Source organism: Actinokineospora fastidiosa, assembly GCF_014648415.1.
GTDB lineage: Bacteria > Actinomycetota > Actinomycetes > Mycobacteriales > Pseudonocardiaceae > Actinokineospora > Actinokineospora fastidiosa.
Window position 1 is genome coordinate 1,581,732 of sequence record NZ_BMRB01000001.1, and the last position, 26,424, is coordinate 1,608,155.

Annotated in this window: 27 protein-coding genes; 21 read left to right on the forward strand and 6 right to left on the reverse strand. The window is 71.4% G+C overall.

What is annotated here, in order from left to right; translation table 11 throughout:
• Position 1: 1 nt before the first annotated feature.
• From rplR to map, 7 genes are all read left to right on the forward strand, one after another.
• The gene (rplR, locus tag IEY98_RS07635; protein WP_189209509.1) at positions 2–403 is read left to right on the forward strand and encodes a 50S ribosomal protein L18; all 402 of its coding nucleotides are present in this window, start codon (positions 2–4) and stop codon (positions 401–403) included.
• Between the two features lie 34 nt (positions 404–437).
• Positions 438–1,097 (forward strand): 30S ribosomal protein S5, encoded by a 660-nt coding sequence (gene rpsE, locus IEY98_RS07640; RefSeq protein ID WP_189209510.1) that lies wholly within the window; start codon positions 438–440, stop codon positions 1,095–1,097.
• Position 1,098: 1 nt separating this feature from the next.
• A complete protein-coding gene (rpmD, locus tag IEY98_RS07645; protein WP_189209511.1) occupies positions 1,099–1,281 on the forward strand; it encodes a 50S ribosomal protein L30 in 183 nt (60 codons plus the stop codon).
• Entirely contained in the window at positions 1,278–1,724 is a 447-nt protein-coding gene (gene rplO, locus IEY98_RS07650) for a 50S ribosomal protein L15 (RefSeq protein ID WP_189210124.1), read from the forward strand. Before rpmD ends, rplO begins: the two co-directional genes overlap by 4 nt.
• 303 nt (positions 1,725–2,027) lie before the next feature.
• Positions 2,028–3,344, forward strand: a complete 1,317-nt coding sequence (gene secY, locus IEY98_RS07655; RefSeq protein ID WP_189209512.1) for a preprotein translocase subunit SecY — start codon at positions 2,028–2,030, stop codon at positions 3,342–3,344.
• A complete protein-coding gene (locus IEY98_RS07660; protein ID WP_189209513.1) occupies positions 3,341–3,895 on the forward strand; it encodes an adenylate kinase in 555 nt (184 codons plus the stop codon). The genes secY and IEY98_RS07660 overlap by 4 nt, the downstream gene beginning before the upstream one ends.
• 44 nt (positions 3,896–3,939) lie before the next feature.
• Positions 3,940–4,713 (forward strand): type I methionyl aminopeptidase, encoded by a 774-nt coding sequence (map, locus tag IEY98_RS07665; RefSeq protein WP_189210125.1) that lies wholly within the window; start codon positions 3,940–3,942, stop codon positions 4,711–4,713.
• A gap of 59 nt (positions 4,714–4,772) precedes the next feature.
• On the opposite strand, the gene IEY98_RS07670 is transcribed toward map, so the two are convergent.
• The gene (locus IEY98_RS07670) at positions 4,773–5,750 is read right to left on the reverse strand and encodes an aldo/keto reductase (RefSeq protein WP_189209514.1); all 978 of its coding nucleotides are present in this window, start codon (positions 5,748–5,750) and stop codon (positions 4,773–4,775) included.
• Between the two features lie 288 nt (positions 5,751–6,038).
• Between IEY98_RS07670 and infA the strand changes: the two genes are divergently transcribed.
• The 8 genes from infA (at position 6,039) to truA (ending at position 10,818) form a co-directional block, all read left to right on the forward strand.
• Entirely contained in the window at positions 6,039–6,260 is a 222-nt protein-coding gene (infA, locus tag IEY98_RS07675) for a translation initiation factor IF-1 (protein ID WP_005166804.1), read from the forward strand.
• Positions 6,261–6,341: 81 nt separating this feature from the next.
• Positions 6,342–6,455, forward strand: a complete 114-nt coding sequence (gene rpmJ, locus IEY98_RS07680; protein WP_010148647.1) for a 50S ribosomal protein L36 — start codon at positions 6,342–6,344, stop codon at positions 6,453–6,455.
• A 149-nt stretch (positions 6,456–6,604) separates the two neighbouring features.
• Entirely contained in the window at positions 6,605–6,985 is a 381-nt protein-coding gene (rpsM, locus tag IEY98_RS07685) for a 30S ribosomal protein S13 (protein ID WP_189209515.1), read from the forward strand.
• A gap of 194 nt (positions 6,986–7,179) precedes the next feature.
• Positions 7,180–7,587 (forward strand): 30S ribosomal protein S11, encoded by a 408-nt coding sequence (gene rpsK, locus IEY98_RS07690; RefSeq protein ID WP_189209516.1) that lies wholly within the window; start codon positions 7,180–7,182, stop codon positions 7,585–7,587.
• A gap of 23 nt (positions 7,588–7,610) precedes the next feature.
• Complete coding sequence (gene rpsD / locus IEY98_RS07695) at positions 7,611–8,216, forward strand: 30S ribosomal protein S4 (protein WP_189209517.1); 606 nt, start codon at positions 7,611–7,613, stop codon at positions 8,214–8,216.
• A gap of 85 nt (positions 8,217–8,301) precedes the next feature.
• Entirely contained in the window at positions 8,302–9,354 is a 1,053-nt protein-coding gene (locus IEY98_RS07700; protein WP_189209518.1) for a DNA-directed RNA polymerase subunit alpha, read from the forward strand.
• A gap of 40 nt (positions 9,355–9,394) precedes the next feature.
• Complete coding sequence (gene rplQ / locus IEY98_RS07705; RefSeq protein ID WP_189209519.1) at positions 9,395–9,979, forward strand: 50S ribosomal protein L17; 585 nt, start codon at positions 9,395–9,397, stop codon at positions 9,977–9,979.
• A gap of 62 nt (positions 9,980–10,041) precedes the next feature.
• A complete protein-coding gene (truA, locus tag IEY98_RS07710) occupies positions 10,042–10,818 on the forward strand; it encodes a tRNA pseudouridine(38-40) synthase TruA (protein WP_189209520.1) in 777 nt (258 codons plus the stop codon).
• A 72-nt stretch (positions 10,819–10,890) separates the two neighbouring features.
• On the opposite strand, the gene IEY98_RS07715 is transcribed toward truA, so the two are convergent.
• The 3 genes from IEY98_RS07715 to eccE form a co-directional block, all read right to left on the reverse strand.
• Positions 10,891–12,462: a S8 family peptidase gene (locus IEY98_RS07715; RefSeq protein WP_189209521.1), complete on the reverse strand. Its 1,572-nt coding sequence runs from the start codon at positions 12,460–12,462 to the stop codon at positions 10,891–10,893.
• A gap of 234 nt (positions 12,463–12,696) precedes the next feature.
• Positions 12,697–13,404, reverse strand: a complete 708-nt coding sequence (locus IEY98_RS07720; protein ID WP_373292357.1) for a hypothetical protein — start codon at positions 13,402–13,404, stop codon at positions 12,697–12,699.
• Between the two features lie 73 nt (positions 13,405–13,477).
• Positions 13,478–14,662: a type VII secretion protein EccE gene (gene eccE, locus IEY98_RS07725; RefSeq protein ID WP_189209523.1), complete on the reverse strand. Its 1,185-nt coding sequence runs from the start codon at positions 14,660–14,662 to the stop codon at positions 13,478–13,480.
• A gap of 519 nt (positions 14,663–15,181) precedes the next feature.
• Here eccE and eccB point away from each other — a divergent pair.
• The 3 genes from eccB (at position 15,182) to IEY98_RS07745 (ending at position 18,226) form a co-directional block, all read left to right on the forward strand.
• On the forward strand, positions 15,182–16,798 hold the full coding sequence (gene eccB, locus IEY98_RS07735; protein WP_189209524.1) for a type VII secretion protein EccB: 1,617 nt from the start codon (positions 15,182–15,184) through the stop codon (positions 16,796–16,798).
• A 62-nt stretch (positions 16,799–16,860) separates the two neighbouring features.
• A complete protein-coding gene (locus tag IEY98_RS07740; protein WP_189209525.1) occupies positions 16,861–17,175 on the forward strand; it encodes a DUF2563 family protein in 315 nt (104 codons plus the stop codon).
• Position 17,176: 1 nt separating this feature from the next.
• Positions 17,177–18,226: a WXG100 family type VII secretion target gene (locus tag IEY98_RS07745; RefSeq protein WP_229786661.1), complete on the forward strand. Its 1,050-nt coding sequence runs from the start codon at positions 17,177–17,179 to the stop codon at positions 18,224–18,226.
• A gap of 141 nt (positions 18,227–18,367) precedes the next feature.
• On the opposite strand, the gene mycP is transcribed toward IEY98_RS07745, so the two are convergent.
• A complete protein-coding gene (mycP, locus tag IEY98_RS07750; RefSeq protein ID WP_189209526.1) occupies positions 18,368–19,786 on the reverse strand; it encodes a type VII secretion-associated serine protease mycosin in 1,419 nt (472 codons plus the stop codon).
• On the reverse strand, positions 19,786–21,183 hold the full coding sequence (eccD, locus tag IEY98_RS07755) for a type VII secretion integral membrane protein EccD (RefSeq protein WP_229786662.1): 1,398 nt from the start codon (positions 21,181–21,183) through the stop codon (positions 19,786–19,788). The genes mycP and eccD overlap by 1 nt, the downstream gene beginning before the upstream one ends.
• Positions 21,184–21,316: 133 nt before the next feature.
• Here eccD and IEY98_RS07760 point away from each other — a divergent pair, with 133 nt between their 5' ends.
• The 3 genes from IEY98_RS07760 to IEY98_RS07770 all read left to right on the forward strand — a co-directional run bounded on the left by IEY98_RS07760 (position 21,317) and on the right by IEY98_RS07770 (position 26,420).
• Positions 21,317–22,018, forward strand: a complete 702-nt coding sequence (locus IEY98_RS07760) for a hypothetical protein (protein WP_189209527.1) — start codon at positions 21,317–21,319, stop codon at positions 22,016–22,018.
• Between the two features lie 48 nt (positions 22,019–22,066).
• On the forward strand, positions 22,067–26,056 hold the full coding sequence (gene eccCa / locus IEY98_RS07765; protein WP_189209528.1) for a type VII secretion protein EccCa: 3,990 nt from the start codon (positions 22,067–22,069) through the stop codon (positions 26,054–26,056).
• Positions 26,057–26,204: 148 nt separating this feature from the next.
• The gene (locus IEY98_RS07770) at positions 26,205–26,420 is read left to right on the forward strand and encodes a hypothetical protein (protein WP_189209529.1); all 216 of its coding nucleotides are present in this window, start codon (positions 26,205–26,207) and stop codon (positions 26,418–26,420) included.
• Positions 26,421–26,424: the final 4 nt, after the last annotated feature.

Below are 26,424 nucleotides of genomic sequence, written 5' to 3' on the forward strand. Positions count from 1 at the left end.
TATGGCAACCACGACTGTGACCAAGCGCAAGCCGGTGGGCAAGGACATCTCCACCACCCGGCGCGTCGCCAAGACCCGCAGGCACTTCCGGCTCCGCAAGAAGATCAGCGGCACCGCGGAGCGCCCCCGACTGGTCGTGCACCGGTCCTCCCGGCACATGTTCGCCCAGATCATCGACGACCTGAACGGCCACACGCTGGTCTCGGCGTCGACGATGGAGGCCGACGTGCGCGCTCTCGAGGGCGACAAGAAGGCCCGTTCGGCCAAGGTCGGCGAGCTGCTCGCCGCCCGGGCCAAGGACGCCGGGATCGCCAAGGTCGTCTTCGACCGCGGCGGCAACAAGTACACCGGCCGGATCGCGGCGCTGGCCGACTCGGCCCGCGATGCGGGGCTGGAGTTCTGATGATGATCTGCACTAACAAGGGAAGGAACGCCTGATGCCGGGACGTACGCGGCAGTTCGGCGGCGGCCACGGCGGACAGGGCGGTCAGGGCGGCGAGCGCGGCGAGCGCCGCGACCGTCGGGACCGTCGTGACGGCGGCGGTCGCGGCGGGGCGGCCCAGGAGAAGACCCCGCACCTCGAGCGCGTGGTGGCCATCAACCGCGTCGCCAAGGTCGTGAAGGGCGGTCGGCGCTTCAGCTTCACCGCGCTGGTCGTCGTCGGCGACGGCGACGGCATGGTGGGCGTCGGCTACGGCAAGGCCAAGGAGGTCCCCGCGGCCATCGCCAAGGGCGTCGAGGAGGCGAAGAAGAACTTCTTCCGCGTCCCGCGCATCGGCGGCACCATCCCGCACCCCGTGCAGGGTGAGAAGGCCGCGGGCGTCGTGCTGCTCCGCCCGGCCAGCGCCGGTACCGGTGTCATCGCCGGTGGCCCGGTCCGCGCCGTGCTGGAGTGCGCGGGCGTCCACGACGTGCTGTCGAAGTCGCTCGGCTCCGACAACGCCATCAACATCGTGCACGCCACCGTGCAGGCGCTGAAGAACCTGCAGCGGCCGGAAGAGGTCGCGGCGCGCCGCGGTCTCCCGCTGGAGGACGTGGCTCCCGCGGGCATGCTCCGCGCCCGCGCGGCGGCGGCCACCGCTGGATCGGGGAACTGACATGGCCAAGCTCAAGGTGACCCAGGTGCGCAGCAGCATCGGCACCAAGCGCAACCACCGTGAGTCCCTCCGCACCCTGGGTCTGCGCAAGATCCGCCAGTCCACGGTGCGCGAGGACACGCCAGAGGTGCGCGGCCTCATCCACACCGTCCGCCACCTCGTGACCGTCGAGGAGGTCGACTGATGGCGATCAAGCTGCACCACCTGCGCCCGGCCCCCGGCGCCAAGACCGAGAAGACCCGTGTGGGTCGCGGTGAGGGCTCCAAGGGCAAGACCGCCGGTCGCGGTACCAAGGGCACCAAGGCCCGCAAGAACGTCTCGCCCGCCTTCGAGGGCGGCCAGATGCCGATCCACATGCGGCTGCCGAAGCTCAAGGGCTTCAAGAACCGCTTCCGGGTCGAGTACCAGGTCGTCAACGTCGGCGACATCGCGGTGGCCTTCCCCGACGGCGGCGCCGTCGACAAGGCCGCCCTGGTCGAGGCGGGCCTGGTCCGCAAGAACCAGCTGGTGAAGGTGCTCGGCAACGGTGAGGTCAACGGCGTCAAGCTGGACATCACCGCCGACAAGTTCTCCGGCAGCGCGGTCGAGAAGCTGCAGGCCGCCGGTGGCACCGCCACCACGCTCTGAGCAATGACGCATCGGGCCGGGCACCGTCATCCAGGTGCCCGGCCCGTCGCGTTCGTGTGACGTCGGTCGCAGTCGGCCGGTGTTCGCGCCGGTCGCCTCGCGTTTTCCGCGGGCACTGCGTGCGGGCTTCGTCACTCGTGCTGTTAAAGTCGGGGTCACGCCCCAGGACGGCCGTCTTCGGGGTGGCTGTGGCCTGTCGGCGTTCCCGATAGGTTATGGTTCCCTGTTCCCTGCCGGCCAACCGCGTCGGCTACCGCAGTATCGCCTGCAGCGAAGTGCAGGCGACGCCGAGGAGGTTCCTGCGTGCTCAGCGCCTTCCGCTCGGCTCTTGCGACGCCAGACCTGCGCAAGAAGATCCTCTTCACCCTGGGGATCGTCGCGGTCTATCGTGTCGGAGCCGCCCTCCCGTCGCCTGGCGTCTCGTATCCGAACGTGCAGGAATGCATCGAGCTCAGCAAGGACGACAACCAGGGCGTCTTCCAGCTGCTCAACCTGTTCAGCGGCGGTGCGCTGCTGCAGCTGTCGGTATTCGCGCTGGGCATCATGCCCTACATCACCGCGAGCATCATCGTCCAGCTGCTCACCGTGGTCATCCCGCGCTTCGAGCAGCTGAAGAAGGAAGGCCAGGCGGGGCAGGGCAAGCTCACCCAGTACACCCGCTACCTGACGATCGCCCTCGCGGTGCTGCAGTCCACCGGCATCGTGGCGATGGCCGACCGCGGCGGTCTGCTGGGCAACTGCCCGAACCCGATCATCCCGGAGAGCAACGTCTTCACGTTGTCGGTCATCGTCATCACGATGACCGCGGGCACCGCGCTCATCATGTGGCTCGGCGAGCTGGTCACCGAGCGGGGCATCGGCAACGGCATGTCGCTGCTGATCTTCGTCAACATCGCCGCGCGCATCCCGATCGAGGGCAAGGCGATCTACGACAACCCGACCGGCGGCGGCCCGCTCGTCTTCACGATCGTCTGCGCGTTCGCGCTGCTCATCATCGCCTCCGTGGTGTTCGTCGAGCAGGGCCAGCGCCGCATCCCGGTGCAGTACGCCAAGCGCATGATCGGCCGCCGAATGTACGGCGGGACCTCGACCTACCTGCCGCTGAAGGTCAACCAGGCGGGCGTCATCCCGATCATCTTCGCCTCGTCGCTGCTGTACCTGCCGGACCTCATCGTCAACCTCATCGGCACCGACGACTCCTGGTTCCAGCGGTTCGTGCAGACCCACCTGACCGACCAGTCCAGCTGGGTGCACATCAGCGTGTACTTCGCGCTGATCATCTTCTTCACGTACTTCTACATCACCATCACGTTCAACGTCACCGAGCGTGCCGACGAGATGAAGAAGTACGGCGGGTTCATCCCCGGCATCCGCCCGGGCCGCCCGACGGCCGAGTACCTGAACTTCGTGTTGAGCCGCATCACGTTGCCGGGCTCCATCTACCTTGGCATCGTTGCCGTATTGCCGAACTTCTTCCTGGACCTGACCGGTCAGGGTCAGAACCAGAACTTCCCGTTCGGCGGCACCGCGGTGCTGATCATGGTTGGCGTCGGTCTCGACACCGTGAAGCAGATCGAGAGCCAGCTGATGCAGCGCAACTACGAAGGGTTCCTCAAGTGACGCGTGTTGTTCTCGTCGGTCCGCCCGGAGCGGGCAAGGGCACCCAGGCGGCGGCGCTGAGCGAGCGGCTCGGCGTGCCCCACATCTCCACGGGTGACCTGTTCCGGGCGCACATCGCGAACAACACCGAACTGGGACAGGACGTCAAGCGCTACCTCGACGCCGGGCAGCTGGTGCCGGACGCGGTGACCAACGAGATGGTCCGCGAGCGGCTGGCCCAGCCCGACGCCGAGCACGGCTTCCTGCTCGACGGCTTCCCGCGCAACGTGGGCCAGGCCGAGGTGCTGGGCAAGCTGCTGGCCGACGCCGACACCAGGCTCGACGCGGTGGTCGAGTTCCGCGTCGACGAGGAGGTCGTGGTCACCCGGCTGCTCGCCCGCGGCCGGGCCGACGACACCGAGCAGGTCATCCGCCACCGCCAGCAGGTCTACCGGGACGAGACCGCCCCGCTGCTGGAGTACTACGCGGGCATCCTGATCACCGTCGACGCCGTCGGCGAGGTCAGCGAGATCACCGGCCGCGTGCTGGACGCCCTGCGCTCCCGGACGTGAGCGGTGGAGGGCTGTTCAGCGGCCTGGCGAAGTGGCGCGGCCGGATGATCGAGATCAAGTCCCCGGCCGAGCTGGACGCGATGCGCGCTGCTGGCCTGGTCGTGCACCGGACCCTGTCGGCGCTGGCCGAGGCCGCCAAGGCCGGGGTCAGCACCCAGGACCTGGACGAGCTGGCCGAGCAGACCATCCGCGACGCCGGGGCCATCCCCAGCTTCAAGGGCTACCACGGCTTCCCGGCCAGCATCTGCGCCTCGGTGAACGACCAGATCGTGCACGGCATCCCCAGCCGCGACCAGGTCCTGGCCACCGGCGACCTGATCTCGATCGACTGCGGCGCCATCCTCGACGGCTGGCACGGCGACTCGGCGGTCACGCTGTTCATCGGCGACCCGTCGCCGGAGGACGCCCAGCTGTCGGAGGCGACCAGGGACGCCATGCTGGCGGGCATCGCCGCGGCGGTGCCCGGCGCCCGCCTGACCGACATCTCGCACGCCATCGAGCAATCGGCGATCGCGTCGAGCGCGGCCCACGGCCGCGAGTACGGCATCGTCCGCGAGTACGGCGGCCACGGCATCGGCACCGCCATGCACATGGACCCGTTCCTGCCGAACCACGGCAAGCCGGGCAAGGGCCCCCGCCTGCGCACCGGCATGGCCATCGCCATCGAGCCCATGCTGACCCTCGGCACCGAGGAGACGGTCGAGCTGGAGGACGGCTGGACGGTCGTCACCGCCGACGGCTCCCGGGCCGCCCACTGGGAGCACTCCGTCGCCATCACCGACGACGGCCCGCGCGTGCTCACCGCCCCCGAGGACTGATCCCTCACCCGTTCGCGTGACACGGCCCCCGGGTGTTCCCCGGGGGCCGTTCCCGTCGGCTAGCTGTATCCGGCGATGGCGTGCGGCACGTACGGCTCGGCGAGCCGGGCCAGCTCCTCCGGGGTCAGCTCCACGTCCACCGCGGCGGCCGCGTCCGTCAGGTGGTGGGGCTTGGTGGCGCCGATGATCGGGGCGGTGATGCCCGGCTGCTGGAGCACCCAGGCCAGCGCCACCTGCGCCCTCGGCAGCCCGCGCTCGGCGGCGATGTCGGCCACGACCTGGGCGACCCTGCGGTCGGCCTGTTCGGTGGCCGCGTAGAGCCCGGCCTGGATGGGGTCGCCCTCGGTGCGGGCGGAGGTGTCGTCCCAGTCGCGGGTCAGCTTGCCCCTGGCCAGGGGGCTCCACGGGGTGACGCCGATGCCCTCCTCGCGGCAGTAGGGCAGCATCTCCCGCTCTTCCTCGCGGTTGATGAGGTTGTAGTGGTTCTGCATGCTGATGAACCGGGTCCATCCGTGCAGGTCGGCGGTGTACTGCGCCTTCACGAACTGCCAGGTGTGCATCGACGACGCCCCGAGGTAGCGGACCTTGCCCGCCCGGACGACGTCGTGCAGGGCCTGCATCGTCTCCTCGATGGGCGTCTCGTAGTCCCACCGGTGGATGATGTAGAGGTCGATGTAGTCCGTCCCGAGCCGGGCCAGGGACGCGTCGACCTCGCGCAGGATCGCCTTGCGCGACAGCCCGCCGGTCAGCGGCGCGCCCATCGGGAAGTAGACCTTGGTGGCGATGACCACGTCGTCGCGGACGCCCAGCTTGCGCAGCGCCGAGCCGACGATCTCCTCGCTGGACCCCAGCGAGTACATGTTCGCCGTGTCGAGGAAGTTGATGCCCAGGTCCAGCGCCTGCGTCAGGAACGGGAGCGCCTCGGCCTCCGGCAGCGTCCAGGGGTGCGTGCCGCGCCCCGGGTCGCCGTAACTCATGCACCCGAGCGCGATCCGCGACACCTTCAGCCCGGACGAACCCAGTCGCGCGTACTGCACGTTCCCTCCCAGTCCCGACGAACTCAGGATGCCGACCTTACTGAGCCGCGGAGATCCGATCAGCCGATAATCCGATGAACCGGGTGAGCAGGCGGTTCGCCGCTTGCGGAGGCCGTCGGGTGTCGGGTATTGGACCCGATTTGGGTCACGGTCGGTGAGTGCGTACACTAGGCAGGTGGCGCTGTGCAAGCGCCGTCTCTGTCGTGCGTGTCGTCCAGGACAATGTAGTTGTTGCCCTGGCGCGCGGCGCGGCAGTGTCACCCGACACCGTCACGAAACGCGGAGGACATGGGCAAGAAGGACGGGGCCATCGAGGTCGAAGGCCGCGTGGTCGAGCCACTCCCCAACGCGATGTTCCGCGTCGAGTTGGAGAACGGCCACAAGGTGCTGGCACACATCAGCGGCAAGATGCGGCAGCACTACATCCGCATCCTGCCCGAGGACCGGGTCGTCGTAGAGCTGTCGCCCTACGACCTGTCCCGCGGCCGCATCGTCTACCGCTACAAGTGACCCCCGGTCCGTGCCGGACCGGGCCACTACTGCTGCCCCCGCGCACGCGGGGCTAGGCGGCCGAGCAGGAGAAACAAGGACGTGAAGGTCCAGCCGAGCGTCAAGAAGATCTGCGACAAGTGCAAGGTGATCCGCCGTCACGGGCGGGTCATGGTGATCTGCGAGAACCTGCGCCACAAGCAGCGCCAGGGCTGATCACGCAGCACTGACGAGGACCTCCCTCAACCTGCCGGGTCACACGGACCCGGTTCACGCCCGGACTTCAGGCCGGGTCCCCGACCTCGAGTCGGTCGGGGGTGGTGGGGGAGCAGACCTGGAGATACCGACAGGAGACAGAAGCCGCCATGGCACGACTCGTTGGCGTCGACCTCCCCCGCGAGAAGCGGATGGAGATCGCGCTCACCTACATCTTCGGCATCGGCCGCACGCGCTCGAAGGAGCTGCTTGCCGCCACCGAGATCTCGCCCGACCTGCGCGTCAAGGATCTCTCCGACGAGGAGCTGACCCGGCTGCGCGACTACATCGAGAACAACTTCAAGGTCGAGGGTGACCTCCGCCGCGAGGTGCAGGCCGACATTCGACGCAAGATCGAGATCGGCTGCTACGAGGGCCTGCGCTGGCGTCGTGGTCTGCCGGTCCGCGGTCAGCGGACCAAGACCAACGCCCGCACCCGCAAGGGCCCGAAGAAGACGGTTGCAGGCAAGAAGAAGGCCGGAAAGAAGTGAGCACGGGCCGCCAGACCGTGGTCGTCGCCCCGCAGCGGCGACGCAACCGGGCCTTCGTGGCTCTTGCCGTCGCGCCTCGGGACAGCCGTCCGGCTGCCCTGCGCGAGCTGTACACGGACGCCGGGACAGTCATCCGGCACGCGGCCCCCACCGTCACCACCTCGAAGCGTTCGAAGTAGGAGCACACCCAAGACATGCCCCCCAAGTCGCGCACCGGCGCCGGAGTCAAGAAAGTCCGGCGCAAGGAAAAGAAGAACATCTCGCACGGGCACGCCCACATCAAGAGCACGTTCAACAACACGATCGTCTCCATCACCGACCCGACCGGCGCCGTGATCTCGTGGGCGTCCTCCGGGCACGTCGGCTTCAAGGGCTCGCGCAAGTCGACCCCGTTCGCCGCGCAGATGGCCGCCGAGAACGCCGCCCGCAAGGCCGCGGAGCACGGCATGAAGAAGGTCGACGTGTTCGTGAAGGGCCCCGGCTCCGGCCGGGAGACCGCGATCCGGTCGCTGCAGGCCGCCGGTCTCGAGGTCGGCACGATCCAGGACGTGACCCCGCAGCCTCACAACGGCTGCCGCCCGCCCAAGCGGCGCCGGGTCTGAGGAACGGGGAGGAGTAGAAAACCATGGCACGCTACACCGGCCCCGCGACGCGCATCTCGCGTCGGCTCAAGGTCGACCTCGTCGGCGGCGACCAGGCCTTCGAGCGCCGCCCCTACCCGCCCGGCCAGCACGGCCGCGGCCGGGTCAAGGAGAGCGAGTACCTGCTCCAGCTGCAGGAGAAGCAGAAGGCGCGCTACACCTACGGCGTCCTCGAGCGGCAGTTCCGCCGCTACTACGAGGAGGCCGTGCGCCGCCAGGGCAAGACCGGCGAGGTCCTGCTCCAGCTGCTCGAGTCCCGCCTGGACAACGTGGTCTACCGCGCGGGCCTGGCCCGCACCCGCCGCCAGGCGCGGCAGCTGGTCAGCCACGGGCACTTCCTGGTCAACGGCAAGAAGGTCAACGTCCCCAGCTTCCAGGTGTCGAAGTTCGACATCATCGACGTGAAGCCGAAGTCGCTGCCCACGCTGCCGTTCGTGGCCGCCAAGGAGTCCGTCGGCGACCGCCCGATCCCGGGCTGGCTGCAGCTGGTCCCGTCGAACCTGCGCATCCTCGTGCACCAGCTGCCCGAGCGCGCCCAGATCGACGTCCCGGTGCAGGAGCAGCTGATCGTCGAGTTCTACTCGAAGTAGTCGTTTCCGGCGGCGGCCGGCCCGGCCGCCGCCTTCTTTCGCTGGGCGTCATATAGCGGGCGCCTTCGGAAAGGAACCACCAGAAGTGCTCATCTCACAGCGTCCCACCCTGACCGAGGAGCCGGTCAACGAGACCCGCTCCCGCTTCGTCATCGAGCCGCTCGAGCCCGGCTTCGGCTACACGCTCGGCAACTCGCTGCGCCGCACGCTGCTGTCCTCGATCCCCGGCGCGTCCGTGACTAGCATCCGCATCGACGGCGTGCTGCACGAGTTCACGACCGTTCCGGGTGTCAAGGAGGACGTCACCGACATCATCCTGAACCTCAAGGAGCTGGTGATCTCCTCCGAGGAGGACGAGCCGGTGACGATGTACCTGCGCAAGCAGGGCCCCGGTGAGGTCACCGCGGGCGACATCGTGCCGCCCGCGGGCGTCACGGTGCACAACCCGGATCTGCACATCGCCACGCTGAACGGCAAGGGCAAGCTGGAGATCGAGCTCGTCGTCGAGCGCGGTCGCGGCTACGTCCCGGCGATGCAGAACAAGCAGGCGGGCGCCGAGATCGGCCGGATCCCGGTCGACTCGATCTACTCGCCGGTGCTCAAGGTGACCTACAAGGTCGAGGCCACCCGTGTCGAGCAGCGCACCGACTTCGACAAGCTGGTGCTCGACGTGGAGACCAAGCCGTCGATCACGCCGCGCGACGCCGTCGCGTCGGCGGGCAAGACGCTGGTGGAGCTCTTCGGCCTGGCCCGCGAGCTCAACGTGGACGCCGAGGGCATCGAGATCGGCCCGTCGCCGCAGGAGGCGGACACCATCGCCGCCTACGCGATGCCGATCGAGGACCTCGACCTCACCGTGCGCTCGTACAACTGCCTCAAGCGCGAGGGCATCCACACCGTGGGCGAGCTGGTCTCGCGCAGCGAGGCGGACCTGCTGGACATCCGCAACTTCGGCGCGAAGTCCATCGACGAGGTCAAGATGAAGCTGGTCGGCCTCGGGCTCGCGCTCAAGGACAGCCCGCCCGGATTCGACCCGTCGGCCGCCGCTACCGACTACTCGGCCGACGCGGGCTGGTCCACCGGGGCGGACACGGGCAACGACGACGGCCAGGACTACGCGGAGACCGAGCAGCTCTAGGTCCTCGCGGGCCTCGCTGATCTTAATCAAGGAGCATCCAATGCCCACCCCAACCAAGGGCGCCCGGCTGGGCGCGGGCCCGGCCCACGAGCGGCTGCTGCTGGCCAACCTGGCCACGTCGCTGTTCCAGAACGGCCGCATCACCACCACCGAGGCCAAGGCCAAGCGCCTGCGGCCGTACGCGGAGCGGCTGATCACCAAGGCCAAGCGCGGCGACCTGCACAACCGCCGCGAGATCATGAAGGTCATCCGGGACAAGGACGTCGTCCAGCGCCTGATGACCGAGATCGGCCCGTTCTTCAGCGACCGCAACGGCGGTTACCTGCGGATCGTCAAGACCATGCCGCGCCGGGGCGACAACGCCGCCATGGCCGTCATCGAGCTCATCCAGGAGAAGACGGTGACCGCGGAGGCCGAGGCCGCCCGCAAGACCCGCTTCGCCGCGGACGAGAAGAAGGCCGACGAGAAGAAGGCCGACGAGACGACTGACGAGGCGACGGCGGCCGAGGAGACCACCGACGCCGCCGACGTGGTGGACCAGGACGCCGACGCGCCCGAGTCGGCCACCAAGGACGCCGCGGAGGAGCCCGCCGAGGGCGCCGACGACAAGGACAAGACGTCCTGACCGAGCACGTCCCGGACGAGCCCGTCATCCCGGTTGGGGATGGCGGGCTCGCCCGCTTCCGCATGGACATCGCCTACGACGGCGCGGGTTTCTCCGGCTGGGCCCGCCAGCCGTCGCGGCGCACGGTGTGCGGGGTGCTGGAGGAGGCGCTGGAGCGCGTGCTGCGCCGTCCCGTCCGGCTGACCGTGGCGGGCCGCACGGACGCCGGCGTGCACGCCAGCGGCCAGGTCGCGCACGCCGACCTCCCCGCCGACACAGACCCCGACCACCTGGTGTTCCGCCTCTCCCGGGCGTTGCCCGCCGACGTGCGGGTCACCGCGGCGCGGGTCGTCCCGGCCGCCTTCGACGCCCGCTTCGGCGCGCTCCGCAGGCACTACGCCTACCGCGTCACCGACGCCGCGTGGCGCGCCGACCCGCTGCGCCGCGGCTTCGTGGTGGCCTGGCCCCGCCCCCTGTCCCTCGACGCCCTGACCGCCGCGTCGACACAGCTGCTGGGCGAACACGACTTCGTCGCCTTCTGCAAGCGCCGCGAGGGCGCGACGACCATCCGCGAGCTGCAGCGCCTGGAGTGGGCGCGCGAGGACGACGAGCTGATCGCCTACGTCTCCGCCGACGCGTTCTGCCACTCGATGGTCCGCAGCCTCATGGGCGCCCTGCTCGCCGTCGGCGAGGGCCGCAAACCCGCCGACTGGCCCGCCTCGATGCTGACGGCGACGACCCGCCCGTCGGAGATCACCGTCGCCCCGGCCCACGGCCTCACCCTCATCGGCGTCGACTACCCCGCCGACGCCGACCTCGCCGCCCGCGCCGAGCTCACCCGCAACGTCCGCACCCGCTGAGCGCACGGCGGACGGCCCGCCGAGTCCGGGAACTCGGCGGGCCGTCCTGTGTGGTCACTCAGGCAGCACGACTCACAGGTCGAGCGTCCAGGTGTTGATGTAGCCGGTGTCGGCGCGGTACACGTCGCGAACGGAGAGGCGCCAGGTGCCGTTGGCGGTCTCGCCTGCCAGGTTGACGGTGTAGGTCGCGATGACGTTGTCGGCGCCGTCCGAGCCGCTGGAGTTCTTCAGGCGGTAGGAGGTGCCGTCCGGGGCGATCAGGTCGATGACCAGGTCACCGCGGTAGGTGTGGCGGATGTCCACCGAGACCGTGGAGGACGCGGAGCCGCCGTCGCAGTCGGCGATGGTGATCGAGCTGGTGACGGCCGAACCGGCGTCGGGGATGGTCACGTCGGTGCCGTTGGTCACCGGGTCGCAGCCGGTGGGCGGGGGCTCCTCGCCGCCGCCGTCGCCGGTGAACAGCAGGCGGTTCGGGGAGCCCGTCCCGGGGTTGCTGATCCTGCCGCTGGTGGCCGCGTTGATGATGGCCGAGTTCACCTGCGACGGGGTCGCCGACGGGTTGGCCGCCAGGTACAGCGCCGCGGCGCCCGCGACGTGCGGGGAGGCCATCGACGTGCCGCTGATGGTGTTGGTGGCGGTGCTGCCCGTGTGCCACGCGGACGTGATGCTCACGCCCGGCGCGAAGAGGTCGGTGCAGGTGCCGTAGTTGGAGAAGCTGGCACGCGCGTCGTTGCGGTCGCTGGCGTTGACCGTCAGCGCCTCGGTCACCCGGGCGGGCGAGGAGTTGCACGCGTTGGCGTTGGAGTTGCCCGACGCCAGCGCGTAGGTGACGCCCGCGGAGATCGAGCGGCGGACCGCGTCGTCCAGGGCGGAGGAGGCGCCGCCGCCGAGGCTCATGTTGGCGACCGCGGGCTTGACGTGGTTCTGGGTGACCCAGTCGACGCCCGCGATGACGCCCGCGTTGGTGCCGGAGCCGCTGCAGTTGAGCACCCGGACGCCGTAGAGCTTGACGCCCTTGGCCACGCCGTAGGCGCCGCCGCCGACGGTGCCCGCCACGTGCGTGCCGTGGCCGTTGCAGTCGGTGGCGTTGTTGTCGTTGTCGACGGTGTCGCGGCCGTGGACCGCGCGGCCGCCGAAGTCCTGGTGCGTGGTCAGGATTCCGGTGTCGATGATGTAGGCGTTGACGTTGGTGGCCCGCGTCGCGAACGAGTACTTGTTGTTCAGCGGCAGCGCGGCCTGGTCGATCCGGTCCAGGCCCCACGACGGCGGGTTGAGCTGGTCCTCGGCGATGGACACGACCTGGTCGGCCTCGACGTAGGCGACGGCGGGGTCGGCGGCGAGGCGCTTGGCCTGCCGCTCCGACATGGTCGCCGAGAAGCCCTTGATCGTGGCGCTGAACCGGTGCTTGATCTTGCCGCCGTGGCGGGCGGCGAGCGCGTCGGCGGACGCGCCCTGGGCCTGGGGCCCGTCCTTCATGACGACGATGTAGCTGCCCTCGATGGCGGTCGCACTGCCAGCGCCCAGAATCCGGCCCTCGGCGGCGCTGGCGGGCGTGACCAGGCCGACGCCCGCGGCGGCTGTGGCGGCGGCGGCGATGCCCACCCCGGCGAGTCGACGCAGCGACTCGGCGCGAGACTTACCCATCTGTCGATCTCCTTGATGCAGGGAGCATGCGGAACCGGACCCTTGGTGGTCAGGGCCGCGTGCTGGTGGGGAGATGTTGTGGTGCAGGGTGTCCGCGCGGACGTTTCACACAGTGGTTTAAAACCTTTAACTCTCGCAAGAGCGTTCCGTGTACGAAGCCGTCCACTTATGAACAGATGAGCAGCCCGTGGGAAACGTTTGCCCCCGGGGATGTATTCAATTGAGCCGGACGGCCTAGTCCCCGCGTCGGACCGGGCCCAGGATCTGCTGCTCCTTCTGGGTGGTGACCAGCCGCATGCGCTCCCACATGTTGCGGCCGAGGGCCACGACCTGGTCGTCGGCCAGCGAGCTCAGCTCCTGCACCATCGGCGGGGGCAGCCGCCAGATCCGGGCCGCGAGCTGGGCCTGGCCGACCGGGAGGCGCTGCATCAGCACCAGGTCGGCGGTGTTCGCCGTCGCCCCGGCCTGCGGGTGCATGTACGGCAGCACGTACACCGTGGTCTGCCACGGCGAGCGGGGCGGGAACAGCTCCTGCGGCGTCGGGCCGCCGTCGTGCACGACCAGCAGCGGGCCGTCCTCGGACGGCCGGGGCAGCTCGACCGGGCTGAGCCTGCGGATCTGCACCAGCGGCGCGGGCCGCCCGTCCGGGCCGGTGCCCGCGGCCTTCTGCAGCACCTGCCACGCCGCGGGCCGACCGGTCGCCACGACGACCCACGCGCCGACGGCCATCGCCCGCAGCGCCACCTGGCGGGCCAGGTACAGCCCGCCGACCAGCACGATCCGGGTGGGGGCTGGCCGCAGCGCGGAGACGAGCAGCGGCTCGCCGCGCGCGCTGGACCCCAGCACCATGCCGCCCCGGTCGCCCGACGGGCTGACCGCGCTCAGCATCTCCGGCGACACCAGGAACTCCGGCGCGACGCCCGCGCCGCCCTTGGTGTCCATCAGCCTGCTGCTCACGGCGCCTCCTCGCAGGCTCCGAGACGCCGTGGCATCAATGATTCGCTCGCAAGCTCACTCATACCTGTCCTCCCAGCGGCAGCGACGCGGCCAGGCCCGCGGCCTGCAGCCCGCGCAGCGGGGTGAGGGTGACGCCGATGCGGTCGGCGATGGCGGTCAGCCGCTCGTCGGCGTGCCCGAGCTCGTCGGGGTTGCGGGCGCTGACCCGCACCAGCCCGCGCAGCCCGACCGCGCCCTCGTCCGCGCCGGGCGAGATCGACATGGTCACGGTGGCCGACAGCGCGCGCACGCTGGTGAGCGTGTTGAGGCTCTGCGCGGCCTTGCCCTGCGGCCAGCCGGTGATGGCGTAGCTGGCGTGGCCGATGCCCGCCGCGGTCACGCCCGTCCAGCGCTCGCGCAGCGACACCCGCGCCTGCGACCCGGCGACGCCGGTCAGCTCGGCGGCGGAGATGCCCGCCTTCAGCAGCTCGTCGGGGTCCAGCGGCCGGGTCGGCACGCCCCGCGACTCCAGCGCGTTGCGCACGCGGGACAGCGCGCCGATCAGCGCGCGGTGGGCGCCGACGACGCCGCCGCCGCGCTCGCGCACCGCGGCCGGGCAGCGCCTCGGGTCCAGCCGCACCGCGACCCACGTGCTGCGCCGCGCCGCTGCCGACAGCCCGCCGAGGACCTCGAGGTAGGACGCCAGCGCGGGGGAGTTCGGCGGCAGCGCCGCGCTGCCGGGGTAGCAGTGCCAGATGACCTGGATCGCGTCGAGCACGACGCCGCGGTCCTCCAGACAGGGGGCCAGCGCGGCCAGCGGCAGGTTCGGCGTCGCGCCGACCTTGGTGATCAGCGCGGGCGCGGGGTCGACCAGCAGCACCGCCGTCCAGGTGCCCTCGTGCCACGCCAGGCCGACCGGCTTGCGCTCGTGGTCGACGCCGTGCGCCACCACCAGGTCGGGGACGGCCAGCCGGAGCAGGGCGACGCGCGGGTCGTCGGGGCCGGTGACCTCGGCCTCGCTGCCCGGGGCCATCTGCTCCATGGTCACCACGCCCGTGGGCTTGGTCACCCTGGTGTGGGAGCGGGCCAGATAGCGCGTGGTGACGGTGACCCACTGGGTGAACCAGCGGCCGCGCCAGCGCAGGAACGCCACCACCAGCGCGATGGCCGCGATGCCGATGGCGACGTAGATCAGCTTGAGGTTGATCGCCAGCAGGATCAGCCCGATCGCCAGGCCGACCTCCAGCACGACCAGGTTGGCCACCGGCAGCGGGCCGAGGCTGGCGCCGCGGGCGCGCCTGCGCGCGGAGACCCTGGTCGGCGGCGGCCCGGCCGGGCTCGCGCCCGCCGGTCCGCCCGGTCCCCCCGGCCTGCCCGGCCCACCGGGGCCGCCCGGCCCGCTCGGTCCGCCAGGTCCACCGGGGCCGCCAGGTCCACCCGGGCCGCCGGGCCCACCGGGACCACCCGGGCCGCCGGGACCGTTCGGCCCCCCTGGCCTGCCGGGTCCCCCCGGTCCGCCGGGTCCGCCCGGTCCGCCGGGTCCGCCCGGTCCGCCGGGTCCGCCTGGGCCACCCGGTCTGCCCGGACCCCCAGGTCCGCCCGGCCCGGGACGCGGCGGTTGTCCCGGCGGTGGTGTCCTGCCATGGCGCGGCGGAGTGGTCACGGACATCCGATCGATCATTCCCCTAGTGTCGGTGCCGGTTCTCGGGAACCGGCATACGGCGCACGGCCGTACGACTATCCTGCGGAACCGTACCGCGACGGGGAGAGCTGCAGGCCGAGAATGCCATCAACACCGACGACGAAGTCCCAGGTTCAGGCATACCGCTTCGTGCTGCGCAGAATGCAGTCGGCACTGGTCCGCAAGGACGCGGTGATGCTGCACGATCCGATGCGCACCCACACCAGAGCCACGGTCGTCGGCATCTGCCTGGGCGCGATCGGCCTGATCGGTTTCCTGATCGTCGGGCTGCTGAGCCCGTCGCCGAAGCCGCCGGACAAGGACGGCATCATCATCGCGCAGCCGTCCGGCGCGGTGTACGTGCTGTTGAACGGCACCCCCAAGGGACAGGTGCTGATCCCCACCTTCAACCTGACCTCGGCGCGCCTGCTGCTGCTGTCGCGCAGCTCGCCTGAGGCGCAGGGCGTGGGCAGCCAGGTCGAGGAGGGCGAGACGCCGGTCAGCGCCGTGCCCGCGCCGACCTTCGTCGCCGACGAGAAGCTGGAGGGCATCGCCCGCGAGCGGATGGCGGGCATCCCCGACGCGCCGCAGCTGCTGCCGGAGAAGGACGAGCAGCGCATCTCCGACCACTGGGCCGTGTGCGACGAGTACCAGCTCGACCGCAGCCTGAACGACCCGTCCAGTCAGGACAAGATCGAGACCACGGTGCTCGGCGGCATGCCCGAGCTCGGCCCCGAGCTCGGCGACAAGGCCGCGCTGCTGGTCGAGGCGCCGACCAAGAAGGTCTACCTCGTCTACCGCACGCCCAGCTCGGCCAACCGCCCCAACACCAGCACGGTGCGCGCGGAGGTCGACATGACCAACGACCGCGTGGTCGACGCGCTGAACCTCGACCGCAACAACGTCCGCAAGATCACCGTCGGCCTGCTGAACGCCATCCCGGAGGCCGCTGCCCTGCGCTCGCCGGAGATCCCCGGCCGCGGCGGCGAGAGCAGCGCGGGCATCGCGGGCCTCAAGGTCGGCGACGTGCTGGAGGTCGAGCGCGCGGGCGAGCTCGTCTACTACGTGGTCCTGCGCGACGGCGTGCAGCAGATCAAGAAGACCACCGCCGACCTGATCCGGTTCACCCAGTCCCGCCAGACCGACATCCCGCGCATCGCCCCGGACCAGCTGCCCGGCCAGGTCCTGCGCGACGCGGTCGAGGAGAAGGACTTCCCCGAGGTCGTGCCCGAGGTGCTGACCCCGACCAACTTCCCGGTCGTGTGCCTGGGCTGGGCGGTCGTCGGCGAGGGCCCCAACGCCCAGGGCCAGACCAAGGTGCACGTCGGCCAGACGCTGCCCGTCCCGGTCAACGCCACCGGCGAGCCCGGCGTCGTCGACATCACCTCGCCCAACGCCGACGGCGGGAAGATCGAGCACTTCTACATGCCGCCCGGCAAGGCGGCCGTGGTGCGCGGCTCGGTGTCCCCGGCCGACTTCACCACCGGCCCGATCTACCTGATCTCCGACCGCGGCGTGAAGTACGGCATCCCGGACGCCCGCACGGCCGGGGCGCTCGGACTGTCCAAACAGTCCCCCGCCCCGGACGCGATCGTCCGCCTGCTGCCCAACGGCGCGTCGCTGAACGCCCGCGACGTCCTGCAGACCTTCGACTCCGTCCCGGTGGGCGACGGCGTGTTCACCGAGCAGGCCAAGCCGCAGGAGCAACCCGTCCCCTAGGGGAACCGGGCAGAACGGCCTACCGTCGGACGGGTACCCGCCTGGCTAAGGAGGACCCGCGGATGGCCGTGATCAAGGTCGACCCCGACTGGGTCGGCGGCTACGCGAAGAAGGTCGCGTCCGCCGCCGCCGAACTGTCCGACGGCGCCGCGGTGCTCGACACCGCGCCGCTGGGGCCGGAGGCGTTCGGCTCGCTGGGGCGGACGGTGCGCATCGCCGACGCCTACCAGCGCGCGTCCTCGGCGCTGCGCGCGCAGCTCGACCGCGGCGCGGAGTCGCTGGCGGCCGCGGCCGAGAGCCTGACCGAGGTCGCCGGGAAGTACCGCACGTCCGACGACGACGGCGCGGTGGCGCTGCGCCGCAGCGGGGGTGAGTGACGTGGCCGTCGTCAGCGCGGTGGGCGCGCCCAGGGGCGGGCCGGACGGGTCCGACGTCGAGGCGGGCATCGGCCCGTACCTGGACTTCCTGTCCCGGCTGTGCGCCGAGCTCGGCGTGCCGGACCCGGTCGAGGAGTACTTCGCCCCGGTCGTCGGCCGCTGGAGCGACCTGCACGCCGAGGCCGACCGCTACCGGGCGGTGGGCGCGATAGCCGAGCAGGTCTCCACGGACCTGACGGCCCCGCTGGGCGGCCTGGACGCCGCGTGGCAGGGCGCGGACGCCGACTCGTTCATCGAGTACATGACCAAGATCGGGCTCGCTGGCAACGACATGTCCGACGCGATGACCACGATGGCCGACGTCCTCGACGAGACGGCGGACGGCCTGCGGGAGATCGTGGTCACCCTCGCCGACATGCTCGTGGACACCGCCGAGACCGCGGGCCACGGCCGCGGTCTCGGCGACGACCGCACCCGGTTCTACCTCGACCAGATGCGCAGGCCCGGCCAGGAGCTGTTCGACTCGGTGCGCCAGGTGCTCGAGGCGCTGGTGCGGCTGTGCGAGGGCATCGACGGCTCGGCCGCGTTCAAGGACGTGGCGATGGCCCACACGTTCCCCGAGGCGGACTGGGCGATCTCGGCCCCGACGGTCAAGCCGGTGGAGGCGGAGACGCCGTCGGTCGCGTCCGCGGGCGGCGCCGGGGGCGGCGGGGGTGTCGGCGGCGGGGGCGCGGGCATCGGCGGCGGCGCCGGAGTCGGCGGCGGGAGTTCGGTGTCCCCGCCCGCGCCCGGCGACTGGGTCGCCGCGGGCGAGGCGGGCCAGTCGAAGCAGCCAGCGGCGGGCGCGGCGGCCGCGGCCGCGGCGGGTGGCGCGGGCGCGGGCCGCGGCGGCATGGGCGCCATGGGCATGCCGATGATGGGCGGCATGGGGGCCATGGGCCAGCAGGGCGGGGCGAACGAGCACAAGCCGCGCAACCGCGTGCAGGGCAAGCCCGAGGACATCTTCGGCAAGCCCGCCAAGGCGTCCCCGTCGGTCATCGGCGACGACTGAGGTTCCGCCTGGTTCCCCGGCGCAGCCGGGGAACCAGGCGCTCCATCGGCGGCGGGCTCCGGGACGCGGTCGAGTCGGCGGCGTCGGTAGCCGCAGGGGTCCCGCCCGATCCCCACGGCGCGGGCCCGAGGGGATCAGGCGCTAGGCCTGGCCGCGGGCCTCGGAGCGCAGTTCCGGGCGGTTGCGGCGCACGGTGTGCACCACGAACAGGGTGATCAGCAGGAGCAGCAGCCCACCGCCCGCGCCGATCAGCGCGACGTGCATGGGCGTCCAGTCCTTGACGACCGCGGGCGGCATCTGCATCTGGACGTCGACGCCCTCCTCGGCGGGGATGCCCTGCTCCGCCGGGATCATCGCGGTCAGCGCGCCGATCGGGTTGATCATGCCGTGGCCGACCAGGTTGTCGTGCCCGCCGGGCGCGGCGGGGTGCGACGCGGTGAGCCGGATCCGCTCCATCACCTGGCGCGCGGACAGGTCGTCATAGCGCTCGCGGATCAGCGCGGCCAGCCCGGCCACGTAGGGCGCGGCGAAGCTCGTGCCCTGGATGGTGCTCTTCTCGCCTTCCTTCTTGATGTGCAGGTTGGCGAGGCCGTCACCGGAGGGGTCGAGGGAGATGATGTCGGTGCCCGGCGCGGAGACGCTGACCCACGGGCCCTGGACGGTGAACGGGGCCGGGTCGCCGTCGCGGTTGACCGCCGCCACCGAGAGCACGTCGTCACGGAACCACGGCGGGGTCACGATGTGCGTGGGGTTGTTGGGGTCGTAGCCGTTCTGGGAGTCCGGGCAGTTGTCGTCGTCGGTGTTGCCCGCGGACGTCACCAGCACGACGTCCTTCTGGTCGACGGCGTACCGCATGGCGGCCTGCAGTTCCCGCTCGCCGCTGTCGATCAGGTACTCCGCCGCCAGGCGGCAGCGGTTGACCGACATGTTGATGACGTCGGCGCCGGAGTTGGCGGCCAGCACGACCGCCTGCGCCAGCGTGTGCAGGTTGCCCGCGTTGACCTCGCGGCGCTGGCCGTTCTGCTCGATCTCGGCGGTGTAGTTCGCGCTGGACTGGCGGATGCTGAGGATCGTCGCGTCGGGCGCGATGCCCATGAACCCGATGTCGGAGCCCGCGGGCGGCTTGGCGGCGATGATGCCCGCCACCATCGTGCCGTGCCCGTCGCAGTCCTCCAGGCCGTCGTGCTCCTTCTTGACGTAGTCGCCGATGCCCTGCAGGCGGTCGCCGAGGTAGGGGTGGCGGGACACACCGGTGTCGATCACCGCGACCTTGACGCCCTTGCCGGTCGCGAACTTGTGCAGGGTGTCGAACTGCAGCTTCGACTGGCCCCACGGCTTGTTCTTGATGTCGATGTTGTCCTTGTGCCCGCGGATGCACTGGGTCTTCAGGTTGTACTGCAGGTTCGGGTCAGTCCCGCCGGGGATCGGCGTGCCGGGCGGCAGCGGCGGCGGCAGCGCGCCCGCGGTCGTGGGCTCCTGGGCCACCGCTGGCTGGACGGGCACGGCCAGCGCCAGCCCGGCGGCCAGCGCCAGGGCGGGGATGCGGGTGCGGCGGCGCATCAGATGTTGAAGTCGACGTGGCGCAGGACCGCGTACAGGTTCATGACCGCGAGCGCCAGCGGCAGGACCACGGCGATGCAGATCGCCTCGAACACCTCGACGCTGCGCCGCAGCGGCGGCGAGAACCGCTGGCGGGGGAACACCACGCCGAGCACCAGCGCGCCTGCTGCGACGACCACCAGCGCGCCGAACACCCACAGCAGGCGCTCGAACGGCGGCATCGCCATCATCCAGCCGATGAGGATGCCCGTCGCGCCGAGCATGCCGGTCGCCAGCAGCGCGATCGCCTGGCTGCCGTTGGCGTAGGTGCGCCCGCGCAGCAGCAGCACCAGCGTGGCCACCACGCCCAGGATGACGCCCCACGGCCCGGGCGCGGACGCCGTCACGATCGCGCCGATCGCGGTGACCACGCCGCAGCCGACGATCATGCCGGTCATGTACTCGTGGGCCAGGCCCGCCCGGCGCTCGATGGAGCGGTAGTCCGGGAAGCCGGTGTCCTCCTTGAGGTCCTCGGCGCTGCCCGGCACGTTCGGCAGCGGCAGCCTGGCCAGCTGGATGGTCAGCCGGGGCAGCAGCGACAGCGCGGCCAGCGCCACCGCGACCGCGCCCGCGGCGATGCCCGCGGCCGGGTGCGCGATCAGCGTGGCCACACCGAAGGCGAGCACGCCGAGACCGGCGGCGGTGCCCGCGGCGACGAAGGTGGTCACGCCCGCGCCGATCAGCATGATCGACGCCGATGCCACGATCAGCACCAGCGCGGAGGCCAGCAGCAGCGAGGCCCGCCCGGTCGCGCCCGGCACGATCGCCAGGCCGCTGACGAAGGCCATCGGCAGCGCGCCCGCGGCGGCGATCAGCACGCCGGTCGTCTTCTCCTGGTAGCCGCGGGCGATCACCGCGCCCAGCGCCACGAACACCACGGCGGCCACGCCCGCGGTGATCGCCGGGCCGAGGTTGCCCCCGCCCCACATCGGGCCGCCCATCCAGACCGCGGCCGCGCCGAGGACCAGCGCGAGCGCGCCCGCGATGTGGCCGATGCGCCGGGCGGTGTCCTTGGTCCACGGCCGGTAGCTGTCCGGCGCGGACTCGGCGATGGCGTCGACGACGTCGTCGTAGAGCGGGGGCGGCGGGTTCTCCGCGCGCTTGCGCAGCTGGAGCATGTCGCCGTCGACGATGCCGAGCGAGCCCAGCGTGCGGCTGGGGTCGAGCGGGACGTCGCCCATCTTGGCCAGGCACCAGCCGCCGTGCCGCGCGCCGCCGTCCGGGGTGGCCTCCTTGGCCATCTCCAGCAGCATCGACATCAGGTCGGCCACCGGCACGTCCGCGGGCAGCGCCACGTCGATGCGCGTTCTCGGGGCGAGTACCGTCACCCGGCTGAACACGGTCGTCCCCGTTGCCACCTCAGCTGCCCCCTAACCTGGCCGATCACGTCCCGGCTGCCCCGAGACGGCCCCTAGTATGGCCGCACCGATCCGCGCGGGTGAGCCGGTTGGCGCAGAAACCGGACGCGCGGGGAGCAACAGGGGGATAACGATGGCTGTTTCGCCTGCCCAGCGCGGCGTAGTCCACAAGGTCCTCCCGCTCGTGCTCGTGCTGGGCGCTCTCGGTTTCGGCGTGCTGACGGCGACCGGGACGCGGCCCGTCGCCGTGGTGCCCTCCCTCTGCTTCGCCGCGGCCGTCGTCGCGGCGCTCTCCCCGGCCGGACGCACGCTGCCCGGGCGGATCGCGCTTGGTGTGGTGCTGGTCACGGCCGCGGCGGCGATCACGGCCGTGTTCGTGACCACCCACGACAGCGACCTGACGGCCGTCCTCATCGGTCTGGCCCTCCTCGCCGTGGCGCTGGTGTGGCTGCTCTCCGGCGAGACGGACCGCGCCGCGTGGCCCGTCACCGCGTACGCGCCTGCCGTGGCCGCGGTGTGCGCCGCGCTGCTGATGGTGGTGCGGTTCGTCCAGACGTCCGCCGAGGTGTCGTCCCTGCTGCACGGCGGGCTCTCCCTGCTGATCGCCGTCCTGCTCGCGGTGGCGTCGGGCACGGCTGGCCCGGCCCGGTTCGCGCTCGGCGCGCTGGGCGTCGCCCTGTCGGCGGCACTGGTGTACTTCCTGGCCATCGGCGGTCCCGGCGTCCCCGCGATCGCGCTCGCCGCGGTGGCCGCCGTCGCCGCCGTGGCCGCGATCGGCCCGCTCGACAAGAGCCGTTCGGCCGAATCGTCGGACGCGCGCCTGCCCGTTCGGTAGGTTTCTCGCACAGCGTCAGGTCCCGCCCAGGAGAGAGGTGTCCTCCCGGTGAGCACGCTCCAGTTCAAGCGTTCGCCGCGCATGGCCGCGCCCCGCCAGCCCGGCGGCGAGGTGCACCTGGAGCCACCCCCGGAGGTGCCCAGGGTGATCCCGGGCAGCATCGTGATGAAGCTGCTGCCCGCGGTCATGATCGTCGCGTCCATCGGCATGATGGCGTTCATGTTCGTCGTCGGGAACAGGAACCCGATGTCGCTGATGTTCGGCGCCATGTTCCTGATGTCGACGATCGGCATGATGGCCGGTGGCGGCGGGCGCGGCGGCGGCCAGAAGAAGGCCGAGATGAACGAGGACCGCAAGGACTACCTGCGCTACCTCGGCCAGATGCGCGACCGGGCCCGCGAGGCCGCCCTCGACCAGCGCGCCGCCCTGGAGTGGACCCACCCGGACCCGCAGGCGCTGTGGTCGATCGCCACCAGCCGCCGGATGTGGGAGCGCCGCCAGGCCGACGCCGACTTCTGCCACCTGCGCGCGGGCCGCGGCTCGCAGCGGCTGGCCACCCGGCTCGTGCCGCCGCAGACCGGCCCGGTCGACGAGCTGGAGCCGATCGCCACGCTGGCGCTGCGCCGGTTCGTCCGCGCCCACTCGATCGTGCCGGACCTGCCGATCCAGGTCGCCATCCGCGGGTTCGCCGCCGTCGGCATCGCAGGCGACCGCGACCGCACCCGCGGCCTGGCCCGCGCGCTGCTGGCCCAGCTGGTCACCTTCCACAGCCCGGACGACGTGCTGATCGCCGTGGTGACCTCGGGCAAGGCCAAGCAGGAGTGGGAGTGGGCCAAGTGGCTGCCCCACGTGCAGCACCCGACGATGGTCGACGGCATCGGCCAGCTGCGGATGATGGCCGGGTCGCTGGCCCAGATCGAGCACTGGCTCGACGACGAGCTGCGCGACCGGCAGCGGTTCACCCGCAACGCCCCGCCGCAGCCCGACCAGCCGCACATCGTGATCGTCATCGATGACGGCGAGGTCACCCGCGAGGAGAACATCATCCTGGAGGAGGGCCAGGTCGGCGTCACGCTGCTGGACCTGTCCGACTCCCTCGGCGCGCTGACCGCCCGCCGCGGCCTGCGCCTGGTGGTCGAGGGCGACAAGCTCGGCGCGCGCAGCGCCAGCGGCGTGGAGTGGTTCGCCTCGCCGGACACGCTGACCGTCGCCGAGGCCGAGGCGCTGGCCCGCAAGCTCTCCCCCTACCGGCTCGGGCAGGGCCAGGCGGACTCCGGCGAGGAGGACGCGCTCGCCGCCAATCCGACGCTGCTGGAGCTGCTGGGCATCCCCGGCGACCCGATGACCTTCGACGTGCAGCAGGCGTGGCGGCCCCGGCCGGTCCGCGACCGCTACCGGGTGCCCTTCGGCATCGGCGAGTTCGGCCAGGCCGTCGAGCTGGACATCAAGGAAGCGGCGATGGAGGGCATGGGCCCGCACGGCCTGTGCATCGGCGCGACCGGTTCCGGCAAGTCCGAGTTCCTGCGCACGCTCGTGCTGGGCATGCTGGCCACGCACTCGTCGACGACGCTGAACTTCGTCCTGGTCGACTTCAAGGGCGGCGCGACGTTCCTCGGCCTCGACGGCGCCCCGCACGTCTCCGCGGTCATCACCAACCTGGCGGGCGAGATCACGCTCGTCGACCGCATGAAGGACGCGCTGGCGGGCGAGATGAACCGCCGCCAGGAGGCGCTGAAGAACGGCGGCAACTTCAAGAACGTGTGGGAGTACGAGAAGGCCCGCGAGAACGGCGCCGACCTCGACCCGCTGCCCGCGCTGTTCATCGTCGTCGACGAGTTCTCCGAGCTGCTGTCGGCCAAGCCGGACTTCATCGACCTGTTCGTCATGATCGGCCGTCTGGGCCGCTCGCTGCAGATGCACATGCTGCTCGCCTCGCAGCGACTGGAAGAGGGCAAGCTGCGCGGCCTCGACTCGCACCTGTCCTACCGGATCGGTCTGAAGACGTTCTCCGCGGCCGAGTCCCGCGCCGCGATCGGCGTGCCGGACGCCTTCGAGCTGCCGTCGATCCCGGGTTCGGGCTACCTCAAGTACGACACCAGCACGATGGTGCGGTTCAAGGCCGCCTACGTCTCCGGCCCGTACCGGCCCGCGGGCATGCAGGCCGCCGGACCGGTGGCCGCGGTGAGCGGCGACCGGCGGGCGAAGCTGTTCGTGCCCGACTACGTCGAGATCCCCAAGGAGCCGGAGAAGCCGGTCGTCCCGGTCAAGGAGGAGCCCAAGCCCGAGGGCGGCCACGAGCCCAGCGAGCTCGACGTCATCGTCGGGCGCCTGGTCGGCCAGGGCCCGCCCGCGCACGAGGTGTGGCTGCCGCCGCTGAACGAGCCGAACTCCCTCGACACGCTGTTCCCGCCGCTGCAGCCCACGGAGGACCGGGGCCTGTCCCCGGTCGGCTTCTACGGCAACGGCAGGCTGCAGATCCCGCTCGGCATCATCGACAAGCCCTACGAGCAGCGCCGCGACCTGCTGTGGGCGGACTTCTCCGGCGCCGCAGGCCACGCGGCCGTCGCGGGCGGCCCGCAGACCGGCAAGTCGATGCTGCTGCGCACGATGATCATGTCGATGTCGCTGACGCACACCCCGCAGGAGGTGCAGTTCTACTGCGTCGACCTCGGCGGTGGAACGCTGGCGTCGCTGGAGGGCCTGCCGCACGTCGGCGGCGTCGCCGGTCGTCTCGACCCGGACAAGGTCCGCCGCATGATCGCGGAGGTGAGCGGCCTGGTCACCGACCGCGAGGGCCGCTTCCGCGACATGGGCATCGACTCGATGACCGACTACCGCAACCGCAAGCGCCGCGGCGAGCTGGCCGACGACCCGTTCGGCGACGTGTTCCTGATCATCGACGGCTGGCTCAACTTCCGCCAGGAGTTCGAGAACCTGGAGATGCAGGTCGTCAACCTGGCCGCGCAGGGCCTGTCCTACGGCATCCACGTCGTCGTGGCCGCCAACCGCTGGGCGGAGATCCGCCCCGCGCTCAAGGACCTCATGGGCACCCGGTTCGAGTTGCGCCTCGGCGACCCGTCGGAGTCCGATGTGGACCGCCGGGTCGCGGTGAACGTCCCGGCCGGACGCCCCGGCCGCGGCCTCTCGCGCGACAAGCTGCACTTCCTCGTCGGCCTGCCCAGGGTGGACGGTTCCAGCAACGCCGAGGACGTCGCGAACGGCGTGCAGGACGCCGTGGCCAAGGTGTCCGCGGCGTGGCGCGGGCGGCCTGCGCCCAAGGTGCGCCTGCTGCCGGAGGTCATGCCGTACGAGGACCTGCTCGCGATGGACACCCGCCGCGACACGCACATGGTGCCGATCGGCGTGGACGAGGAAGACCTCGCGCCGGTGTACCTCGACTTCGACAACGAGCCGCACTTCATGGCCTTCGCCGAAGGCGAGTCGGGCAAGACGAACCTGCTGCGCACGATCGTGCGCGGCATCATGGACCGGTACACGCCCAAGGAAGCCGTCATCATCCTGGTCGACTACCGCCGGACGATGCTGGGCTTCATCAACACCGACCACCTGCTGTCCTACGCGGTGTCGTCCAACCAGCTCGGCGACATCGTCAAGGACGTCCGCGGCTCCATGCTCAAGCGGCTGCCCGGCCCGGACGTGACGCAGGAGCAGCTGAAGAACCGGTCCTGGTGGAAGGGCCCCGAGCTGTTCGTCATCGTCGACGACTACGACCTGGTGGCGCCGCAGGGCAACAACCCCCTGCAGCCGCTGGCCGAGTTCCTGCCGCAGGCCAAGGACGTCGGTCTGCACGTCGTGGCGGTCCGCCGCACCGGCGGCGCCGCGCGCGCGATGTTCGACCCGATCCTGGGCAAGCTGCGCGAGATCGCCAGCCCGGGCATCGTGATGTCGGGCAGCAAGGACGAGGGCGCCCTGCTGGGCACGGTGAAGCCGTCGGCCATGCCGCCCGGCCGAGGCACCCTCGTCAGCCGCAAGGCGGGCCAGGCCCTCATGCACGTGGCATGGATCCAGCCGGACTGAGCCCGAGCGCGACGGTTCCACGGCGGGAGGCCCCATCCGGGCCTCCCGCCGTTCGCGTCCGCAGGGCCCGCGCGGCGCCGGAACCGACGGCATGCCTGTTCGGGGAAGAAGGAACCCGATGGCCGGGGCCGCGCAGTAGGGTCGGCCCATGAACTCCGACTTCGCGGAGGCCGTCGCCCGGTTCCGCGCCGAACTCGCCACGGCCGTGACCCGCTCGCGGCGGGCGGCGGCGGAGGCGCGCGCGCACTCGGCAGCGCTGCGGCGGGAGGTCGACGAGGCCGACCGGCCGGAGCCCGCGCCCGCGCCACCGTCCGATCCGGACGACGACGACTTCTCCGAGCAGACCATCCTGTTCCGCCCCTGACCGG

Coding starts and splice junctions, on each gene's coding strand:
- rplR (WP_189209509.1), top strand. CDS start 2: ATGGCAACCACGACTGTGACCAAGCGCAAGCCGGTGGGCAAGGACATC.
- rpsE (WP_189209510.1), top strand. CDS start 438: ATGCCGGGACGTACGCGGCAGTTCGGCGGCGGCCACGGCGGACAGGGC.
- rpmD (WP_189209511.1), top strand. CDS start 1,099: ATGGCCAAGCTCAAGGTGACCCAGGTGCGCAGCAGCATCGGCACCAAG.
- map (WP_189210125.1), top strand. CDS start 3,940: ATGATCGAGATCAAGTCCCCGGCCGAGCTGGACGCGATGCGCGCTGCT.
- infA (WP_005166804.1), top strand. CDS start 6,039: ATGGGCAAGAAGGACGGGGCCATCGAGGTCGAAGGCCGCGTGGTCGAG.
- rpsM (WP_189209515.1), top strand. CDS start 6,605: ATGGCACGACTCGTTGGCGTCGACCTCCCCCGCGAGAAGCGGATGGAG.
- rpsK (WP_189209516.1), top strand. CDS start 7,180: ATGCCCCCCAAGTCGCGCACCGGCGCCGGAGTCAAGAAAGTCCGGCGC.
- rpsD (WP_189209517.1), top strand. CDS start 7,611: ATGGCACGCTACACCGGCCCCGCGACGCGCATCTCGCGTCGGCTCAAG.
- rplQ (WP_189209519.1), top strand. CDS start 9,395: ATGCCCACCCCAACCAAGGGCGCCCGGCTGGGCGCGGGCCCGGCCCAC.
- truA (WP_189209520.1), top strand. CDS start 10,042: ATGGACATCGCCTACGACGGCGCGGGTTTCTCCGGCTGGGCCCGCCAG.
- IEY98_RS07715 (WP_189209521.1), bottom strand. CDS start 12,462: ATGGGTAAGTCTCGCGCCGAGTCGCTGCGTCGACTCGCCGGGGTGGGC.
- IEY98_RS07720 (WP_373292357.1), bottom strand. CDS start 13,404: ATGGACACCAAGGGCGGCGCGGGCGTCGCGCCGGAGTTCCTGGTGTCG.
- eccB (WP_189209524.1), top strand. CDS start 15,182: ATGCCATCAACACCGACGACGAAGTCCCAGGTTCAGGCATACCGCTTC.
- IEY98_RS07740 (WP_189209525.1), top strand. CDS start 16,861: ATGGCCGTGATCAAGGTCGACCCCGACTGGGTCGGCGGCTACGCGAAG.
- mycP (WP_189209526.1), bottom strand. CDS start 19,786: ATGCGCCGCCGCACCCGCATCCCCGCCCTGGCGCTGGCCGCCGGGCTG.
- IEY98_RS07760 (WP_189209527.1), top strand. CDS start 21,317: ATGGCTGTTTCGCCTGCCCAGCGCGGCGTAGTCCACAAGGTCCTCCCG.
- IEY98_RS07770 (WP_189209529.1), top strand. CDS start 26,205: ATGAACTCCGACTTCGCGGAGGCCGTCGCCCGGTTCCGCGCCGAACTC.